Origin of the sequence: uncultured Algoriphagus sp., assembly GCF_963974835.1 — a bacterium.
GTDB lineage: Bacteria > Bacteroidota > Bacteroidia > Cytophagales > Cyclobacteriaceae > Algoriphagus.
Genome location: NZ_CAXBET010000001.1, coordinates 500,949 through 521,381 on the forward strand (window position 1 = coordinate 500,949; position 20,433 = coordinate 521,381).

At 40.1% G+C, this 20,433-nt stretch carries 17 protein-coding genes; all 17 read left to right on the forward strand.

Annotated elements, in window-relative coordinates:
• The first annotated feature begins 69 nt into the window (after positions 1 to 69).
• The 17 genes from ggt (at position 70) to AACZ73_RS02410 (ending at position 20,416) form a co-directional block, all read left to right on the forward strand.
• Positions 70 to 1,767 carry a gamma-glutamyltransferase gene (ggt, locus tag AACZ73_RS02330; protein WP_339875038.1) on the forward strand — a complete coding sequence of 566 codons (1,698 nt, stop codon included), beginning with the start codon at positions 70 to 72 and terminating at the stop codon, positions 1,765 to 1,767.
• A gap of 2 nt (positions 1,768 to 1,769) precedes the next feature.
• A complete protein-coding gene (locus tag AACZ73_RS02335) occupies positions 1,770 to 3,077 on the forward strand; it encodes an amino acid permease (protein WP_339875040.1) in 1,308 nt (435 codons plus the stop codon).
• Positions 3,078 to 3,288: 211 nt separating this feature from the next.
• Complete coding sequence (locus AACZ73_RS02340; protein ID WP_339875042.1) at positions 3,289 to 4,671, forward strand: ATP-binding protein; 1,383 nt, start codon at positions 3,289 to 3,291, stop codon at positions 4,669 to 4,671.
• 107 nt (positions 4,672 to 4,778) lie between these two features.
• A complete protein-coding gene (locus AACZ73_RS02345) occupies positions 4,779 to 5,663 on the forward strand; it encodes a HAMP domain-containing sensor histidine kinase (RefSeq protein WP_339875044.1) in 885 nt (294 codons plus the stop codon).
• The gene (locus tag AACZ73_RS02350) at positions 5,660 to 6,040 is read left to right on the forward strand and encodes a response regulator (protein ID WP_339875046.1); all 381 of its coding nucleotides are present in this window, start codon (positions 5,660 to 5,662) and stop codon (positions 6,038 to 6,040) included. Before AACZ73_RS02345 ends, AACZ73_RS02350 begins: the two co-directional genes overlap by 4 nt.
• Positions 6,041 to 6,054: 14 nt before the next feature.
• A complete protein-coding gene (locus AACZ73_RS02355; RefSeq protein ID WP_339875049.1) occupies positions 6,055 to 7,095 on the forward strand; it encodes an adenylate/guanylate cyclase domain-containing protein in 1,041 nt (346 codons plus the stop codon).
• A 40-nt stretch (positions 7,096 to 7,135) separates the two neighbouring features.
• Positions 7,136 to 8,140: a radical SAM/SPASM domain-containing protein gene (locus AACZ73_RS02360; protein WP_339875051.1), complete on the forward strand. Its 1,005-nt coding sequence runs from the start codon at positions 7,136 to 7,138 to the stop codon at positions 8,138 to 8,140.
• A gap of 119 nt (positions 8,141 to 8,259) precedes the next feature.
• Positions 8,260 to 10,839: an SLBB domain-containing protein gene (locus tag AACZ73_RS02365; protein ID WP_339875053.1), complete on the forward strand. Its 2,580-nt coding sequence runs from the start codon at positions 8,260 to 8,262 to the stop codon at positions 10,837 to 10,839.
• A complete protein-coding gene (locus AACZ73_RS02370) occupies positions 10,839 to 11,906 on the forward strand; it encodes an exopolysaccharide biosynthesis protein (RefSeq protein ID WP_339875054.1) in 1,068 nt (355 codons plus the stop codon). The genes AACZ73_RS02365 and AACZ73_RS02370 overlap by 1 nt, the downstream gene beginning before the upstream one ends.
• 13 nt (positions 11,907 to 11,919) lie before the next feature.
• Positions 11,920 to 13,209 carry an oligosaccharide flippase family protein gene (locus AACZ73_RS02375; protein WP_339875056.1) on the forward strand — a complete coding sequence of 430 codons (1,290 nt, stop codon included), beginning with the start codon at positions 11,920 to 11,922 and terminating at the stop codon, positions 13,207 to 13,209.
• Complete coding sequence (locus AACZ73_RS02380; protein ID WP_339875059.1) at positions 13,193 to 14,128, forward strand: glycosyltransferase family 2 protein; 936 nt, start codon at positions 13,193 to 13,195, stop codon at positions 14,126 to 14,128. Before AACZ73_RS02375 ends, AACZ73_RS02380 begins: the two co-directional genes overlap by 17 nt.
• Positions 14,119 to 15,528 carry an O-antigen ligase family protein gene (locus tag AACZ73_RS02385; RefSeq protein ID WP_339875061.1) on the forward strand — a complete coding sequence of 470 codons (1,410 nt, stop codon included), beginning with the start codon at positions 14,119 to 14,121 and terminating at the stop codon, positions 15,526 to 15,528. The genes AACZ73_RS02380 and AACZ73_RS02385 overlap by 10 nt, the downstream gene beginning before the upstream one ends.
• A gap of 4 nt (positions 15,529 to 15,532) precedes the next feature.
• Positions 15,533 to 16,408: a methyltransferase domain-containing protein gene (locus tag AACZ73_RS02390; protein ID WP_339875063.1), complete on the forward strand. Its 876-nt coding sequence runs from the start codon at positions 15,533 to 15,535 to the stop codon at positions 16,406 to 16,408.
• An 84-nt stretch (positions 16,409 to 16,492) separates the two neighbouring features.
• Positions 16,493 to 17,611: a glycosyltransferase family 1 protein gene (locus AACZ73_RS02395; RefSeq protein WP_339875065.1), complete on the forward strand. Its 1,119-nt coding sequence runs from the start codon at positions 16,493 to 16,495 to the stop codon at positions 17,609 to 17,611.
• A 12-nt stretch (positions 17,612 to 17,623) separates the two neighbouring features.
• A complete protein-coding gene (locus tag AACZ73_RS02400; RefSeq protein ID WP_339875067.1) occupies positions 17,624 to 18,772 on the forward strand; it encodes a glycosyltransferase family 4 protein in 1,149 nt (382 codons plus the stop codon).
• Positions 18,748 to 19,923 carry a DUF1972 domain-containing protein gene (locus tag AACZ73_RS02405; protein ID WP_339875069.1) on the forward strand — a complete coding sequence of 392 codons (1,176 nt, stop codon included), beginning with the start codon at positions 18,748 to 18,750 and terminating at the stop codon, positions 19,921 to 19,923. The genes AACZ73_RS02400 and AACZ73_RS02405 overlap by 25 nt, the downstream gene beginning before the upstream one ends.
• A gap of 79 nt (positions 19,924 to 20,002) precedes the next feature.
• The gene (locus AACZ73_RS02410) at positions 20,003 to 20,416 is read left to right on the forward strand and encodes an OsmC family protein (RefSeq protein ID WP_339875071.1); all 414 of its coding nucleotides are present in this window, start codon (positions 20,003 to 20,005) and stop codon (positions 20,414 to 20,416) included.
• Positions 20,417 to 20,433: the final 17 nt, after the last annotated feature.

Here is a 20,433-nt window from a genome sequence, read left to right on the forward strand (position 1 = left end):
GAACTCTTAGTATTGATGTGGTATTTTCCCTTATTTTTACTCAAACCACCACTTCAAACCTTTAAACCTATGAAAACAAGCTTCATCCGAAATGTAGCATTGTGCTACTCATTACTCCTTCTATTTTTCATTAGTACCACCCGGGCTCAGACTTATGCTGAAAATGGAATGGTCGTTTCCGACAATGTAATTGCCTCACAAGTAGGAGTTGAAATTTTGAAAAAAGGGGGCAATGCCATCGACGCTGCAGTCGCTACCGCCTTCGCTTTGGAAGTGACACATCCCGAAGCTGGAAATATCGGCGGTGGTGGGTTTATTGTTTATTTAAATTCTGAAGGCGAGGTAACCACATTTGATTTTCGTGAAAAAGCGCCTTTGGCTGCAAGTCCAACCATGTTTTTGGATGAAAATGGAAAGATCAAAAATAACTCCAACCACCAAGGTTTATTGGCTGTAGGAGTTCCTGGGACAGTCGCTGGCCTGTATCAAGCTCATCAAAAATATGGAAAATTACCTTGGGCTGATTTGGTAAAACCTTCGGTGGATTTAGCCAAGAAAGGATTTACCATGCCATGGGGTTTATACAATGCGGCAGTAAGAATGTCAGATCGAGATCCTTCTGAAGATATTATGAAGGACTATTTCCGTAATAAAAATGGGGAAATCGTTAAGCCTGGAGAAACCTGGAAGCAACCTGCTTTGGCAAAAACTTTAAAAGCTATTCAGAAGCATGGCCGAGATGGCTTTTACAAAGGTGAAGTCGCTCAGGAAATTGAAGACTACATGAAGGCAAATGGGGGGATTATCACAAAGGAAGATTTGGAAAAATATGAAGCCGTGGAGCGTGAACCTATCAAAGGGACTTTCAACGGCTACGACATTTACTCCATGCCTCCACCAAGTTCTGGAGGAGTTGCTTTGATAGAAATGATGAACCTCATGGAGCAAGCAAACATCTCAGAGGTGGAGTTCAACTCTACAGCTTATGTTCATTTGGTTGCAGAAGCAATGAGAAGAGCCTTTGCCGACCGCGCTGAATTTCTAGGTGATCCAGATTTCAATTTGGATATGCCCTTGGATAAATTGCTTTCAAAGGAATTTGCAAAAAAGCGATTCGAAAATCTCGATATGTCCAAAGCTTCGATCTCAGATCCAGCTCAGTTTGGACATCCTTATGGTGGAGATAATACCACGCATTTTTCTGTGGTGGACAAAGATGGCAGTGCCATTTCAATGACTTATACCTTAGAAAATTCTTATGGCGTAAAAATGGGTTCTTCCAAACTTGGTTTCATTTTCAACAATGAAATGGGAGACTTTAACCCTGTACCTGGAGTGACGACTACTACTGGACAAATCGGGTCTGATCCCAATTTGGTAGCACCTGAAAAAAGAATGTTGTCGAGTATGACTCCCACGATTGTGGCAAAGGATGGAAAACCTTACTTAGTGATTGGTAGCCCAGGAGGAAGAACGATTATCAACACTGTTTTTCAGACGGTTCTGAATGTGCTAGCTTACGATATGAGAATTGATCGGGCTATCGAGGCGATGAAAATCCATCACCAGTGGCTTCCAGATCAGATTTTGTATGAGCGGAATTTACTTTCTCCGGATACAAGAGATGCGCTTGAGAAAATGGGGCACACGCTCCGAGCTACAACTAATATTGGCGTCCTGATGGGAATTACCTACGATGCCTCAACCAAATTATATACAGGAGCATCGGACTCATCAAGTGAAGATGGAGGAGCCAGAGGCTATTGATTATGGAAAATAAACCAGATTTACAAAGAGAAATAGATGTTTGGGGTCTCTCAGCCAATATTGTAAATATAATTGTCGGGGCAGGAATTTTCGTTTTGCCGGCTATCGTAGCAGAAATCATGGGCTCCTCGGGAATCTTTGTTTATCTGTTTTGTGGGTTTCTAATTGCTTTGGTAATGCTATGTTTTGCCGAGGCAGGAAGTAAAGTGACCCGCTCAGGGGGAGCTTATGCCTATGTGGAAACAGCCTTCGGACCATATACAGGCTTTTTGGCAGCGGTATTTATGGTGATGGGGAGCGCTTTTTCAGACGCCGCAGTAGCCAATGCATTGGTAGAATTGATAGGTTTAGCTTTTCCAGTTTTCACAAATCAAATCATCCGGGTATTACTCTTATTCATGATTTTTGGAGGCTTGGCTTACCTAAATGTAATTGGAGTAAAGCAAGGAATTGGCTTAGTGAAGATCAACACCGTGGCCAAATTAACGCCCATCCTACTCTTGATTTTGTTTGGTTGGAAAGATGTATCGCTAATTAATCTATCCATAGAAACAGCTCCTTCATTCGAAAATTTCGGTGCGGCTTCCCTGATTTTGTTTTTTGCCTTTCAAGGTGGAGATGCAGGTTTGACTGTGGGAGGAGAAATCAAAAACCCACAGAAGACTGTTCCTAAAGCTATTTTCATAGGAATAACATTCGTTCTGATCCTTTACGTACTCATTCAGACCGTTGCCCAAGGAGTGCTGGGAGATCAACTGCCAGGGTTCAATGAAGCTCCGTTGGCATCCGTTGCCAATGTTGTTTTTGGCCCGATAGGCTACACACTTTTATTGATCACTGCTGGAGTTTCGATGTTTGGAATGTTGAGCGGGGAAATATTAAATCTGCCAAGAGTTCTTTTTGGCTTGGCAAGTGACCGGGTAATTCCTTTGGACAAATTAGCCACTATCCATCCTAAGTTTAAAACTCCTTATTTGTCAATTTTGCTCTATGCAGGAATTGGGTTTACGCTGGCTGCAGTGGGTGGTTTTCGGCAGCTGGCAGTCATCGCTTCAGCAAGCATGCTCCTGGTTTATTTCGGAGTATCCCTATCAGTTATCAAACTCCGGAAAATGGAATATTCAGATTCTGGAAATTTCAAAATCCCTTTCGGATATCTGGTTCCAATTCTATCTGCCGGAATTATTCTTTTCTTTCTCTCCAATCTTACCGGATATGAGAAGACTGGAATTTCAATTTTCATGGCTGTGCTTACTTTGATTTACTTCGTGATCAAACTTCTTTCAAAAGGGAAAACTTCTGGAAATTAACTCAAGGAAAAATTTTCCCTTTTTCTTTAAATAGCATTGGGACCTTATGAACTTCGCATCAGTACGGTTAAAGTTTTCGTAGGGATTATTGCCTAAAAGATATTGCTACTACTAGCTGTGAGAATTCACAAACTGAAATAATCCTTATTTTGCCTACTGTTTATATTTTGCCTGCAGCTTAATCTCTATTTTTGATACAAGCCCCGTCTATATGGATTTTATACTTCTGATTATTGCATTTAGGTTTCTTCAAACGCATGCCCAGACAAAGGAGCTTTTCCCGGAATGGCAAGACCTATTTCTTAAAGCACTTATAGCGGCTTGTGGGTTTTTGGTAATTCAGGTAGTTTTTGACAGCACAGAGTTAATCATGCGCTGGGTAGCACATTGCATTAACCTGTACCTAGTTTTTGCAGCTTACAATAGGAAAGTATTTGAGCCACTAAAGCCTTTTGTATATGCATTTTTTCCAGTGGTGCTGGTCAATGTGCTAAAGGATCTGAGCAAATTAGTCGCTCCGGAGTTTTATGATAACTGGGAAAGCTTATTTGATACTGCTGCCGTATTTGCTTGGATCTGGCTAGTGGCTCAGTTTATCATAAGTAGAAAGCAAAGAAAAGCCCTAGAGGTAGAGCGTATCAAGGCCGTTCAGAGGGAAATAGAATTTAAGAATTCCCAAAAGTTAAAAGACGCATTGGAAGTCCAAGTTGCAGAACGTACAGCAGAAATCACTGCCCAAAAAGAAGCATTGGAGAAAACACTCGATGAACTCAAGGCAACGCAATCACAGCTAATCCAATCCGAGAAAATGGCCTCATTGGGAGAGTTGACTGCAGGAATAGCCCATGAAATTCAAAACCCTTTGAATTTTGTGACCAATTTTTCTGAGTTGAACAAAGAACTCTTGGAGGAATTGAAGATAGAACTGGAAAAAGGAGATCTGGATGAAATCAGATTGATCGTCAGTGATATCGAAGGAAATGAAGAAAAAATAATTCATCACGGTAAGCGAGCTGATGCCATAGTAAAAGGTATGCTTCAGCATAGCCGCAGCAGTAGCGGAGTGAAAGAACCTACGCACATTAATGACCTCGCTGGTGAATATCTCCGCCTTTCATACCATGGACTGAGAGCCAAGGACAAGTCATTTAATGCCAGCATGCAAACTGATTTTGATAAGGCTGTAGGCGTTGTAAATGTGGTATCCCAAGAGATAGGCAGAGTGATACTGAATTTGGTCAATAATGCCTTTTATGCTGTTTCTGAAAAGAAAAAGCAATTGGAAGAAATTGGTGATCCTGAACTGCTGTCAAGATATAAACCTACTGTTTGGATTAGTACAAGTAGAAGCAAAACAGGAATTGAAATACATGTGAAGGATAATGGGACGGGGATGCCAGATGCCCTAAAGGAGAAGATTTTCCAGCCATTTTTTACCACTAAACCAACCGGACTAGGAACTGGCTTAGGATTGTCGCTGAGCTATGATATAGTGAAACTACACGGGGGAAATTTGACGGTTAAAAGTCAACAGGGAAACCTTAAAAATGGAGAGGAATCCTGGACAGAATTTATAATTTTCATTCCTTCCTGAGAGTCATATGAATTATATTTTAGGCTGAAATAAAAGTTTGGTAAAACTCTAAGGGGAAGGCCCAGAATTTTGAATTCGTTCACTGATAGACGCCGATTACTATGGATATGGAAGATGAGCTTAGGAGTATACTTGCAGAAAAGACCTTAGAACTTGAGAAAGTTAGAAAGGATTATCAGCAGCTCCAGGAGCAGTTACTTTTACAAGAAAAGCTAGCAAGTCTCGGTCAGCTAGCTGCCGGCATAGCTCATGAGATTAAGAACCCTATCAATTTTATCAATAATTTCTCGGAGCTGAGCATTGAGTATGTGGAAGAAATAGTAGAGGAGCTTAAAAAAATTGAGCATAATGAAACATTGTCTGAAATAGACTCCTTACTGAAGGATATTACGGCAAATCTTCAGAAAATTCTACAACATGGAAAGCGGGCGGATGGAATAGTAAAGTCCATGCTGATGCATTCGAGAGGTGGGCAGGGAGAATTCCAGCCGACTAACTTAAATAGCTTGCTTAAGGAATTTGTTAATTTGGCATTTCATGGAATGCGGGCAGGAAAAAAACCCATCAATGTAAGTTTTGATTGGGACTTAGATGCTGAGATAGGATTGGCTTCCATCATTCCTGAAGATTTCAGCAGAGTGATTGTAAACTTATGCAACAATGCGTTCGACGCAATGCGAAGTAAGTTTGAATCACTTTCGGAAGATGAACAGCTGCATTACCAGCCTAATCTTTCTGTGAAAACCAGAAAAGAAGAGAACATTATCTTTATAGAGATTGAAGACAATGGACTGGGTATACCAGAACCTTTATTAAATAAAGTTTTAGAGCCCTTTTTTACCACAAAAAAGGCAAAAGAAGGTACCGGACTCGGCCTTTCCATTTCTTCTGATATACTTAAGGCGCATCAAGGCTCTTTAGCAATCTTTTCCAAAGAGGGAGAGTTTACAAGATTTGAAATTACGTTACCATCCATATCACCAACACAATGACTAAGATATTAATCGTCGATGACGAGCGAGATGTAGAGTTACTTTTCCGCCAGAAGTTCAGAAAGGAAGTAAGAAGCGGTCTTCTGGAGCTCGTATTTGCATTTTCAGGAGACGATGCACTCAAAGTACTTGACAGTAAGAATCCACCGGAAGTAGTGTACGTTTTTTCGGATATTAATATGCCTGGAATGACGGGTTTGGAACTTTTAGAGAAAGTTAAAAGCCAGTACCCATTAATCAGTGTTAGTATGATTTCAGCATATGGTGACACCGAAAATTACAAGAAAGCGATGGATTCGGGTGCAAAAGAATTTTTCACAAAACCGATAGATTTTGATTCCCTTAGGAAAGAAATCGGAAGAATAATCAATCAATAGTAGATCTTTGAGCTATGGCTAAGATACTTGTAGTGGATGACGAGGCGGATTTGGAAACCCTTATCACGCAGAAGTTCAGGCGTAAGATTCGGGCTGGGGAGTATGATTTTGTTTTCGCCCTGAATGGGCGCGAAGCATTGGAAATCCTGCATGCAAATCCTGATATAGACATGATCCTGAGTGATATCAATATGCCAGAAATGGACGGTCTCACACTATTGACTAAAGTGAAGGAGCAAAACCCTTTACTAAAGGCCGTGATCATTTCTGCTTACGGCGACTTGGAAAACATCAGAACGGCGATGAATCGGGGCGCATTTGATTTTATTACCAAGCCTGTAGATTTTCAGGATTTGGAAATCACTATAGAAAAAACGCTTCAGCATATCAATCAGATTAAGTCGACTCTTATTGCGATGAGGGAAAATAACATCCTGAAAATGTATGTGGATGAAACCGTTCTCAACTTTATGGTGGGAAAAGAATCAGAGAATTCTTTGATGGAAAATGAGACGGTGGAAGCCACAGTGGCTTTTGTGGACCTAGTCGGATTTACAAAGATCTCTGAAAATGAAGAGCCTAATGTAGTAGTCCCGCTGCTAAATGAATATTTTGACCTTATGGTCCGGGAGATTATCGACGAAAAAGGAGCGGTGGACAAATTTATCGGGGATGCTGTGATGGCTGTCTTCAAAGGTCCTGATCAGGTCGAAAGGGCAGTGCGTGCTTGTCTGGCAATTCGGGATAAAATGAATGCCTTGCCTGTCTATTCCAAAAAATCCAACTTTAGCCCAAAAGTATCTATCGGACTAAACTCCGGTGAAATGGTGTCAGGAAATATAGGCTCCCAATCTTTGAAAAGACTTGATTATACAGTAATCGGAGATGCGGTAAATGTGGCATCCAGACTTCAAAGTGCCGCCAGTCCTGGACAAATTTTGATGCTTGAAAAATGTGCATCTGGGATTACCCAATTATTTAATTTCAAAAAATTGGGTGAGATTACTTTAAAAAACAAGGCAAAACCTGTTTCAGTATTGGAAGTTATAAATTAACCGTGGTCAAATTTTCACATTTTTAAAACTTACTTGCTTTGTGAAAACTAATCTAATTACGGCCGTAGCATTCCTAAGACTCCTGACTTTTCAGAAAATCTATAATTATGGCTTGCTCGCAGTTTCATTTCAAATCTCCAGACTATTAGGTAAAACTATTATTTGGGGAAAGCCTACTACTCTATCCATTGAGCCAACCACCAGTTGTAATCTACGATGCCCGGAGTGTCCCTCAGGTTTGCGCTCATTCTCCCGCCCTACCGGTATGCTTCAGGAGCAACTTTTTAAGCAAACTATAGATCAGACACATCGGCACCTCACTTGGTTGCATTTATATTTTCAAGGAGAGCCTTTTCTAAATCCCAGATTTCAAGAAATGGTCTCTTATGCTAATTTTAAAAGGATATTCACCTCTACCTCAACCAATGCTCATTATTTACAGGAAAAACAAGTAAGTGATATCTTATCCAGCGGACTCAAGCAACTGATCATTTCTATGGACGGGATCACTCAGGAAGTTTATGAAAAATACCGGATAGGTGGTCAACTCGAAAAAGTACAGCAAGGAATAAAACTACTTACATCTGAGCGAAAGAAATCCAATCAAGACTTTCCAAGGATAGTATTGCAGTTTTTGGTCACCGGACAAAATGAACATCAGCTACCAAAACTGAAGCAATGGGCAAGAGAAATGCAAGTTGATGAGCTGCAGCTGAAGAGCACTCAGATTTACAACTTTGAAAATGGATCTGATTTGATCCCTTCTGATCAGGGATATTCCCGGTATGTTCCGGTTGGAAACGGAAAATGGAAGCTCAAGAAGAAAATGGAAAATAAATGCTGGCGAATGTGGCAAGGAGCTATTTCCACTTGGGATGGAAAGATCGTTCCCTGTTGTTTTGATAAAGACGCCAAATATGTAATGGGACAATTAGGAGTACAATCTATGGCGTCCATTTGGTCATCACAGCCCTATCAACACTTCAGAAAGCAACTGCTCACAGACCGCTCAAAGATCGATATATGCAGGAATTGCACAGAGTGAGTGAAGACATACCTGATTGAGAACTTAGGATTTTGGAACTATATTTGGTAGAATTAAGAAATTCATGGATTTTTAATCTCCATATTTGTTCTTGATTCACCTGGGACTACCTTTTCTATATGATTTCAATTAAACGATTCTCTTACTTTTTCATGGTTTTAGCTTATTTAGGGCTAAGTCTGCCTCAAGCATCTGCACAGGAAATGAATGAGGCTGATAAGATAAAAGTTGATGAACTATCGGATGAACAAGTCCAGGATCTGCTGGATAGGGCCCATGAAGCAGGCCTGACTAATGCTGAGTTTCTTAAGGCTCTTGAGCTACAGGGAATGCCTCTTAGCGAAGTATCCAAGATGAGAAAGAGAATCGAGGAGGACAAAACAGAGACAGGGCGAAGCACCAAACTTTCTAAGCGGGATGCTAGGGAGCAGGTAGATTTGGATAAGATAGCCCTTGGAATATATCAGTTCTCTGACACCCCACCTGCTAAGCCGGATGGGAATGAAATTTTCGGTTCATCCCTTTTTTATCAAGCCAGTAGACGACTTAGTTTTGAGCCGAGCTTAAATCAGGCTACCCCAAAAAGCTACATTCTCAGCTCTGGGGATTTAATATATGTAGATATTTATGGCCAATCAGAACAGTACTATGAGGCTACAGTAAATCCCGACGGTTTCGTGTTACTGGACAATATAGGTCCTGTTTTCGTGTCAGGAAAATCAATAGAAGAAGCGTCAGGCATCTTAAAAAATAGGATTGGAAAATATTACCCTGGTCTGCTCGGAAGCAACCCAAATACCTTTCTTCAAATAACTTTAGGGAATGTTGGCTCCATACAAGTTAACATTTTAGGCGAAGTCCGCCTTCCAGGTACATTTACTCTAAGTGCATTCTCAACCGTATTCAATGCCCTGTATGCCGCAGGTGGTCCTAATGAAAATGGTTCGTTGCGAAAAATCAAGCTGGTAAGAAATAATAAGCAGATCTCAGAAATCGATGTTTATGACCTCTTAATAAATGGCACTGCACAGCTAGATCTGAAACTCCAGGATCAGGATGTCATTTTGGTACCTCCTTATGTTGCTCATGTGAAACTACAGGGAGAAGTAAAGCGACCTATGAAATTTGAAGTTGTGGAAGAGGACAATTTTTCTGACCTCTTGAACTATGCTGGAGGCTTTACCGATCAGGCATTTAAAGATCGAGTGGCAATTTCAAGAATCACAGGAAATCAGCGTTCGGTTTCTGACGTTTACCATAGTCAGTTTGACATGTTTATCCTCAAAGGAGGAGATGAGATTACTGTACAAAAAATTCTTGAGCGCTATTCCAATCGGGTGCAAATCAAAGGAGCCGTGTATCGGGAGGGTACATTTGCTTTGACTGAAGGTCTCACCCTATCCGAATTGGTCAAGAATGCCGAGGGACTTCGCGGTGATGCTTACACTACCCAAGCCAGCATTTTACGGACCAAACAGGACCTAAGCACAGAAATGATTCAGGTGAATCTCCGTGGCGTAATTGATGGAACTGTGCCTGATGTACCACTCCAGCGTGAAGATGTAGTTCGCATTGCCAGTATTTATGACATTAATAATGAGCAGTACGTGCAGATACTCGGAGAAGTGAAAAAACCCGGAGTTTATCCCTATTCCTCAGACATGAAGGTGGAAGATTTGATTGTGATGGCTGGTGGATTTCAGGAATCTGCGAATTCTCAGGATATAGAAATTGCCAGAAGATTGGAAGATTCAGACTTGGGAACCCTAGCAGATATAATTCCCGCTCAGGTAAATCCGGACTTAGGATATAATCCAAGCTCTCCTTCACTTGAACCATTTGATCAGGTAATTGTAAGAAAAAGAGCCAGTTTTACGATGCAAAGATTGGTAGCTGTGGAAGGGCAGGTGAATTCTCCAGGAATATTTGCTATTCAAAGCAGTGGTGATAGAATCTCCGACCTAATCAAGAGGGCTGGAGGTCTGAATCAATTTGCTTATGCAAAAGGGGCAACATTGATCCGCAGAACTGAATTTTTTAATACTGAATCTGAGCAAATCCGTCGTCAGCGTAATCTGGAAGGTCTACAGATGAAACTAGCCGAAGATCCCAGCAACTCCGAAGCTCAGGCAGAGTTGTTACAGCGCTTATTGAATGACTCACCTAAGGCTGCTTCTCCCGTGGATAATCAGCTAGCGCAAACTAAAAAAGAATCTTTGGATCAAATCGCTTCCGAAACGCCAGGTTTCGCGGTAAAGCTAAAAGAAACTGAAGCGGTGGCGATAAACTTGGAAGAAATCCTTAAAAATCCTGACTCTGAAAATGATATTCTTTTGGAAGAAGGTGATATTCTTTCAGTTCCCAAATTATTTCAAACAGTGAGAATGCGAGGAGACGTAGTTTATCCAACCACTCTCAGACATGAATCTGGACGAAGTTTAAAACATTACATAAATGCCTCTGGGGGATTTGAACGTCGTGCGAATAGAAAGCAAACCTATGTAGTCTATGCCAACGGTGCAGTAAAACGTACTAAAGGATTTCTTGGAATCAGAAATTATCCACCTGTAGAACCTGGCGCTGAAGTCATTGTGCCTACGAAAGGTCCAAAAGTTCCGCTAAGATTAGGGGAGATCGTTGGAATTACCACCGGATTGGCTACGCTAGGATTAGTCATTTCACAAATTAACTGGCAGTAATGGCTGGATCTAACCATTTTTCAGATAATCAATTTACCTTCAAAGAGGTTGTTCAAAATTTCTCGGGCTGGTCTGCTTATTTTCTTTCCCAATGGAAAATTCTAATACTAGCAGGCATACTTGGGATAGGATTAGGAGCATTGGTTTCTATTTTTAAGAAACCTGTATTTATAGCCACTACTTCCTTTGTGCTGGAAGATGGGGATTCCGGAGGCATAGGACAGATGTCAGGATTAGCTTCACTTATGGGTGTAAACCTAGGCTCCATGAGTGGAACCAGTGGACTTTTCCAAGGTGACAATATTATGGAGCTTTACCGCTCGGAGCGGATGCTGGACGAAGCTTTATTAAGCCCATTTGACGAGAACCAACTGCTGATTGATAGGTTTATCACATTTGAAAAGATTGATAAAAAGTGGGCTTCCAAGGTAGACATCCCTGCAATGGACTTCTCTATTCCAAGAGATCAGTTTACTGTATCCCAGGATTCTGTAGTCCAGGAAGTGGCGAAACTTGTACGCGAAAATCAACTCTCCGTAGCAAAACCAGACCGGAAACTGACAATTATTCAAGTCAGCGTTTCTTCAAAAGATGAGGCTTACGCGAAGGCTTTTAATGAGCGACTGGTGGAAAATGTCAATGAATTCTATAGAGAAACCAAGACTAAAAAGACAAGTGAAAACCTGGAAATTCTCCAGTCCCAAGCAGATAGCGTACGTAAAATTTTGGATGAGAGCATCGGAGCCTTTGCATCAGCTACAGACCGGGTGCCAAATGCCAACCCGCTACTTTTGTCAGCAACGATAGAGACCAAAAAGCGGCAGATAGATGTGCAGGCTACAGGTGCTGTATATGAAGAAGTGGTCAAAAACCTGGAAATCGCTAAAGTCAACCATCGGAATAATTCACCACTCATTCAAATTATCGATTCCCCAAGATTTCCTTTAGAAAGATCAGAGATACGTTTGGTAAAAGGAATGGTCTATGGATGTGCGATTCTGGGAATATTTGCTATCATTTGGCTTTATTTCCGACGTTTATTTCATAAGCATGTGCAGAAAAGCTAAACTTTAAGCTAGCATGCTAGAAAAATTAGGCTTTATACCTATTGGCGATATCATCAAGAATAAATCGATTCAGAATTTTTTGTTTCTGGCAATTATTCAGTCATCCAATGTCTTGATTTCAATTATATCCATGCCCTTATTGATTCAGGGTATTGGCGTCGATCAATTTGGCTTAGTAAATCTTTCTCTATCGGTCATCGTACTTTTGAACATATTAGTAGGGTTTGGCTACAATCTGAGTGCTCCTCGGGAAGTCGCAGTCAATCAAAATGATAAGACAGCGCTCTCCCACCTTCTTTCAAATATCTTTTCCGCAAAAATTCTACTGGCTGCATTTGCTACGCTATTGATCCTGTTAGGGGTTTTTGGATTCGATCTTTTTAAAGAATATCAGCTTATTTTGGTATACTCTGTTTTGCTTCTATTTTCTGAAGCCACCTTACCCCTATGGTTTTTTCAGGGAATGGAAAAAATGAAGCTGGTAAGCATCGCTAATATTTTTAGCAAGTTACTTTTCTTAATGGGTATAGTTCTATTTATCCATAGTCCAGGGCTAAGTAAGTGGGTAAATTTTATGATGGGTTTCTCTGGGCTGTTGATCAATTTATTCTTGCTTGCCTACATACATACTTTGTTGGAAATCCGATTCTACAGACCGCAGTTATCTGCGATCTGGGCTAGTTTGAAGGAGAACGTTCTGTTCTTTTTCAGTAATCTAACTGGATATATTTCTGTAAATGGTGGGTTGATAATATTCAGTTTTTTTGCAGGAGCCGAAACCTTGGGTATGTATAGCCTGGCAGAGCGCGTGGTGATGGTCTTACGTCTTTTTCCATCAATGATTATTCAAGCAATATTCCCCAATGCATCCAAACTTTATAAGAAGGATGAGAAATCATTTTACCGATTTTTAGGATTGGTGTACAAAAGAGTATTATTATTTGGTGCAGTGATAGCCACCCTAGCCTATCTTTCTGCACCTTGGATTATACTTGTTCTATCGCGATCAGAATTAAGTGAATCGGTCCTATACCTTCAACTTCTATCACCTCTTTTGTTTCTTTCCTGTTTAAACATACCTAACATTACCATGATGTTAGTGGCGGATTTAAAGCAATTACTCTTTAAAGCTAGTTGGATGATGTGTCTATACATGATAATTGTAGCGTCAATTTTGACTTACTATTTTGGAGGGATTGGACTTTGTTTTGGTATTTTGTCTACAGAAATCGTTGCCTATATTATCTGCATGGTACTATTACGCACCCGTAATCGTAAACTTTTCAATGGCTTTTACTCCTGATCCGTCTGTAGCAATTATCCTGGTGAATTGGAACGGGTATGCTTTTACCGCAGAATGCCTAAGGTCACTTAGAAAGGTAGAATTCCCGGATTTTAAAATCATTGTAGCAGATAATAATTCGAATAATCAGGAAGGACAAAAACTGAAAGCTGAATTTCCAGAAATAATATTAATAGGAAACAGCTCCAATTTAGGTTTTGCCGGAGGCAACAATACTGGAATCAGGCGAGCTTTGGAGGATGGGTATTCCCATGTGATGTTGTTAAACAATGACACGGTAGTCGAGCCCGGTTTTTTGGGTCATATGATTAATAAATTTAAAGCTAACCCTACCCTCGGCGTTGTCCAGCCACTCATTTACTTCCTTCATGATCAAAATAAAATATGGAGTGCTGGGGGAAAGTGGAATCAGTTATTCTGTAGGTCCATCACTATGGGAGACCGCAAGAGCAAAGAGGAATATCCAGTAAAGGATAAAGAGCTGGGATGGGCAACTGGCTGCTGTATGCTTATCTCAAGAAATGCTCTCTTGAAAACAGGCTTACTTAATGAAGCATATTTTGCTTACTTTGAAGATGTGGAATGGTCGCTACGCTTTAAGTCAGAAGGCTACACTATAGAATTGGCAACTGATGCTGTGATCTACCATGAAGCAGGTGCATCTTCTAAGAAAAAACATGCTGAGGGCACTTTGAGTGCAAGTGTATTTTATTACCATGTCCGCAATCAATTCTTCCTGATAAGAAAACAGTCGAAAGGTGCTTCAGTCGTCCTCGCTGCATCTTATCATCTTGCCAGATTTTTGCTTTGGATGGGCTATTTTAGTATCAGGGGAAGATTTCAAAAGCTTAAAGCAGTTCGGAATGGAATCAAAGATGGATGGGCACTCCCCCTTCAAAAAGCAGAATTATGGAGGTGATATTCTTCTTACTAATCACATTTGCGGTTGCTACAGGTTTTCTGTGGACAGTACAGCAAATGGTTTTCAAGGGTAAATGGACTTATTTCATTTTCTTCCTAGCAGCCTATTTACCTTTTTATATTACTTCTTTAAGTGTAGTTTTTTTAGCCACAGGATCTCCACTGCTTGTCAGTTTTTTCCAGATGAGCAAGGAATTTATAGTTCTTATCTCCGGGTTAGTATTTGTTATTTACCAAAGGAAACCTGTTGAATATCCCTTTAGATTACAATCCACTGATTGGTTTATGCTTGCCTTTGTCAGTTTGGCTATCTTATTTCTTTTTCTACCCATAGGTCAAGCAGGTTTTATTAATAAAGCACTATACTTTAAAAGCATATTAATTCCCAGTCTGGTTTATCTACTTGGACGCAACACCAGATTTGAAGATTTTGAATTGCTGCGATTGTTTCAAATCATATTTGTAATAGCCATTGGCGCATTCTTAGTGAATTTGGTAGAGAACTTCTTTCTCAATGCCCATTTACAACAATTCACTGGCTATGCCCTATTTAATGAAGTAATTAATGATATTGAGCCGGAAGGAAATTATAACCTGACCTGGACCTTCGAAACAACTAATGCGATGAAGCGCCTGGGAAGTTTCTTCTCTGACCCACTAGAGTTGGCGAGTTCAGTATTAATGGGTTTTGCAGCAGGATTGATTTGGTTTTTGACCTCTGAAAGGTCTCATCAATGGAAATACTTATTGGTGATGCTTTGCTGTATTGGAAGCCTTGTTTTTGCATCTTCCAGAGCATCATTTGCAGCATTTTTCCTGATGATATTTTTTATTGCCTTAGTTTTTAAGCTTTATAAGCTGATTGGCTTTGGATTCCTTACTTTAATTATTTTTGCGTGCTATGTAATCTTTTTTGCGACGGAGGATTTCTATTACTATGTAGTAGATACGCTTACTATGTCCGACACTTCAAGTATAGGGCATGTGGTAGAATGGGCTTTGGCATTGGAATCCATGATTACAAAACCGCTTGGAATTGGACTGGCTATGAGCGGGAACTTTGGTAGTGTGAATGAAGAGCTTCGTGTTGGTGGAGAAAATCAATTTTTGATTTATGGGGTACAACTAGGCTGGGCTGGTATGTTACTTTACATAGCAACTCTATTCTCAGCTATTTGGACCTCAATTTACGTCTTTAAAAATTCCGAAAATCTGAATTTAGCTCGACTGGCTTTTGTGGCAGGCACATTGAAAGCTGGATTATTGCTACCCTTATTTACTGCAAATGTGGAAATCTATACTTACGTCTCTTGGGTATCTTGGTGGATGGTAGGGATAAGCGTAAGGGAATATTCCAGAATACAGGTAGAAAGTTATAGCAATAAAATAGTAATTTAGTTGTATGATTTTATACAGAAAGTGTCCGATCTGTGGTTCCGAACGCTTAAAGGGATTTGCTATTGACACTCAACGAAAAGGCCCTCATATTTCCAGGGTAGAATGTCTGAATTGCAAGTTGGTATTTGCCAATCCTATGGCAGATAGTAAGGAACTAGCAGAATACTACATCAACTATTATGACAAAGATCATTATGAGGCGTTTGACTATAAAAATCTAATAAAAAGTCACTTTCAAAGAATATCCAATTTGAAAGAAATTGAAATAAAGAAAGAAGCTAAATTTCTGGCCAGACTTGAATGTGGATCCAAGTTTTTGGACATTGGATGTGGACTTGGTTTGGGGCTGGCTTATGCAAATCAATTGAACTGTGAATTATATGCGACCGAATTTGACACCGGAGCACTGGAATTCGTAAAGTGTCATTTTCCTGTAGAGACATTTCAAGGAGATATTTGGGAGGCAAAATACCCTGACAATCATTTTGACTTTATCCACATCTCTCATGTGATTGAGCACGTGCTGGATCCAAAAGCCTATATAGCAGAGATGAAGAGGATAGTAAAACCTGGAGGATATATTGCGATTGGGACACCTAATATATCGAGTTATCTATATCGCTTTCATCGATGGTCTAAAATGCTTAAAATGAATGTTCCTGACGTGATAGATGGGCTTGAGCATACCTTTATATTCCCGAAGAAATTACTTCGCAGCATTTGTGAAGAGAAAGAGCTGAAGATAGAGGATCACTATACCCATAATCTGGGAGAAAAATTCAGTAATCTTATTCATTATAAGATGCCTTTGAAGAAAAAGTTCAACAGATTGATTCAGAATGCATTTCAGTTAAATCAGTGGATTGTCTGTAAGAAATAAATTATCCTACTGAATCCATTTTCCACACATTAGTCACTGAAATGCAAATTGGACGATTTAAATCTTAATAAATTACTTAATTAAATGAAAGTCCTACTCGATCTGCAATATTTGAACGTCGCCACTACAGGCATCAAAACCTACATGATGGAGCTTGCCCAAGCGTCACTAGCCTACCCACATCCGAATATTGAGTGGATTTTTTCGCATGACCCTGAGGAGCAAAGTGCAGATCAGACGTTCAAAGGACCTCAAACTAAAATCCAGCGCCTAAATTATCACCTGGATTATTTTCGATGGAAGGAATTTCAGCTTCCGGATATGATAAAACTACACAAGCCGGATGTATTGGTCTGCCCCGATTTCGTTTCTCCTGCCGCAAGCCTCCCATGTAGAAGACTGACGGTGATTCATGATGCATTCTTTTGGCAAATGCCTGAGAACTATCCTAAGTGGTGGAGAACTTACTTCCTTAGCTTAATCAGAAAAGGCTTAAAGGAAAATACTGAAATCATTACTACTACCGAATATTCCAGAAAGTCACTCTACCAATACCTGAAGAAAATATATCCAATGACGGTAATTCATCAGGCCCCTAAACAAATGGCGAATGATGTAGATTCCGCATTTTTGGAAACTCATGGATTACAGAACCACCAGTACTTCCTTCACATTGGAACATTTGACAAAAGAAAAAACCTACCGCTCTTGGTTAGGGCATTTTCGGACTTTTTGAAGAGAACTAATTCAGGATTAAAACTGGTCTTGGCAGGAGGCGCAGGACAAAGTGCGCAGATGAATGATAGACCAATAGTGGAAACACTTATCTCAGAATTACAGCTACACGACAAAGTGATACTTCCTGGGTATGTCAGTGATGTGCAAGTGAGAACGTTATATGAAGGGGCATTTGGATATATTTTCCCCTCAGAAAATGAAGGCTTCGGGATCCCGATCATAGAAGCCATGGCAATTGGAATCCCTGTTATTCATTCGGACCAAGCCGCATTGATGGAGGTAGCCGGGAACTCCGGGCTTTCTTTCAAAACCGGTGATCAACAGGATTTGATGGAAAAATTGATAATTTTGAATCAAGACAAAGATCTGGTCAATCAAATGATCCGTAAAGGTCTAGAGCAATCCAAAAAATTTTCTGCTCAAAAATTTATTGAGGGATTTCAAAATGTAATCCTTAAGAAATAAGAATTTCAGACCTTGACAGTACTCTTCCTTAATAGTTCATCAGACCGCTATGGTTCATCCAGAATTCTGGTAGAGGTAGTGAAAGTATACCAAGCTGCTGGTTTGAAAGCAGTTGTTGTATTGTCCGAACCAGGACCACTTCAGCAGCTACTCGCTGATTTAGGAGCTTTAGTTTACATTAAGAATCTCGGTATACTTAGGCGGAAATATGTAACTCCTTCCGGTGTATTCAATAGACTGAAAAGGAATTTTAAAGCCTACAGATTTTTAAACCAATTACATAGAGAATTTCAGTTTGAGTTAGTTTACTCCAACACCCTAGCTGTAGTAGTAGGGGCTCAATGGGCAAAATGGAATAAACTACCACACATCTGGCATATCCATGAGATTCTCCTTGGCCCACCTCCTTTGCTCGGTCTGCTCAAACGATTATTGGATAATACCACTCCCTATCCCATCGTAGTATCGGAGGCAGTGAAGCATCATTGGGAAGATAAATTAAGTAAATCAATACCGGTAGTTATCCATAATGGGATTCCATATGAAGATTTCCTTATCAAAGATCCCCTCTCTTTAAAGGAATTAAATGCGGCAGATAATAGTATAATTATCACTATGGTTGGCAGGATCAATCCGGGGAAGGGTCAACTATTTTTTTTAGAAATTGCCAAACAACTGTCAATTCACTATCCGCAGTGCCATTTTGTATTGGTAGGCGATCCATTTCCTGGATATGAGAATTTGGAGGCAGAAATAAGCAATTATATTAGCGAACATAGGCTTAAAAATTGCGTAACTAACCTTGGCTTTAGGGAAGACATAGCTTCAATTCTAAGAACCACAGATATATTTGTTCTACCTTCAATTTTGCCGGATTCTTTTCCTACCGTTATCCTTGAAGCTATGGCAGCCGAATGTCCTGTAGTGGCGACTCTATCTGGTGGAGCTTCAGAATTAGTGCTGGATGGAGAAACTGGATTCTTAATTCCAATAAACGATCTGGACAGTGCTGTAAATGCGTTAATTAAGTTAATTTTGAACCAAGAAATTAGACATAATTTTGGTCGAGCCGGTAAAAATCGTGTTTTGAAGGAATTCAGTTTAGATAGTTTTAGCAAAAATATTGAAAACCATTTATGGCAGCAGCTAGGAAAAAATTGAAAGTAGCCATAATGGGGGCGAAAGGTTATCCTTACGTGTATGGTGGATATGATACCATGATTAGAGAGCTCGGGGAACGCCTTGTTAAAAAAGGGGTTCACGTGCGGGTTTACAATCATAGAGCATTATTTCCGCAAAAACCTAGATACGTAAATGGAATAGAATGCATCTATACTCCGGCAATAGAATCAAAAAAGCTAACCCAACTTTCACATAGTTTCTTCTCCATGATGCATGCCTGCTTCTCGGATATTGATGTGATTTTGGTAGTGAATAGCGCAAATGGCCCTTTTGGAGCTATCGCTAGATTTTTTAGGAAAAAAACTGTGATCAATGTAGATGGCTTGGAATGGCTGAGACCAAAATGGCACGGCATCGCTTCAAAATATTTTTTCTGGGCTTCCAAGATGGCAACCCGGTATTATGATCAGCTTATAAATGATTCTGATGAGATGCAACGTGTCTATAAGGAATTATTCAACGCTGAATCAAAGGTGATCGCTTATGGCGCAAATCCTAAAGAAGATGTTGATCCTACACCAATAGAAAAATGGGGGTTTAAATCGCATGACTATTTCCTTATTGTAGGAAGACTTATTCCCGACAATAATGCTGACTTGCTAATTGATGGGTTTATGAAGTCGGACTCCAAAAGAAAACTGGTCATAGTAGGAGATGTTCCTTTTGATGATGATTATGCAAGCATTCTGAAAAATAAGGAAGATGAAAGATTGTTGTTCCTTGGCTACATTACTGATCCTAATGAACTAGCGGCGTGGTATTCCCATTGCTATGCATATTTCCATGGACATGAATATGGCGGGACAAATCCGGCAATGCTCAAGGCGCTTGGCTTTGGATGTGCCATCTTAGCGCTAGACACTCCTTTCAACCAGGAAATGCTTCAAAACGGTAAGCATGGATGGTATTTCCAAAAATCCACTGACTCGGTTAAAGATGTGATTGAAGCCGCAGAAAACAGCCCAGAAAGAATGGCATATTTCCGTAGCATAGCACGCGAAGGGCTAATCCAGCGTTACAATTGGGATTACGTGACAGATCAATACCTGGAAGTCTTCCAAAATTTGACAGGTATAAGAGTGCCTGGTATGCTTTCTGAAAAATCCAAATTGAAAATAATAGAGACCTGAGATTTAGGACCATTAAGTGAACTTTCAGCGCTGTTTTCTACTTTGATAGATATAATTTTTAACCCTAAATATTTTAACCATGATCAGAAAAGCAACTGCCGTATGGCAAGGAACAGGAAAAGAAGGTAAAGGCACTTTGACAACGCCAAGCACTGTTTTAAACAAAACTCAATACTCGTTTGGATCCAGATTTGAAAATGGGGTAGGAACAAATCCTGAAGAATTAATCGCAGCAGCCCACTCTGGATGCTTCGCAATGAAATTGAGCTTCAACTTACAAGAGGCTGGTTTTACTGCAACTGAATTGGATGTGACTGCTAATATCACATTTGAAGACGGAACCTTGAAAAAATCTCACTTAGTCCTGAAAGCAAAAGTAGATGGAATCCAACAGGATAAATTCGATGAGCTAGTGAAAGATGCTGAGGAAAATTGCCCTATTTCCAAAGTTTTGGATTTAGAAATTAGTGTGGAAAGCACACTTAATGCTTAAATACTAGATTACAGTTT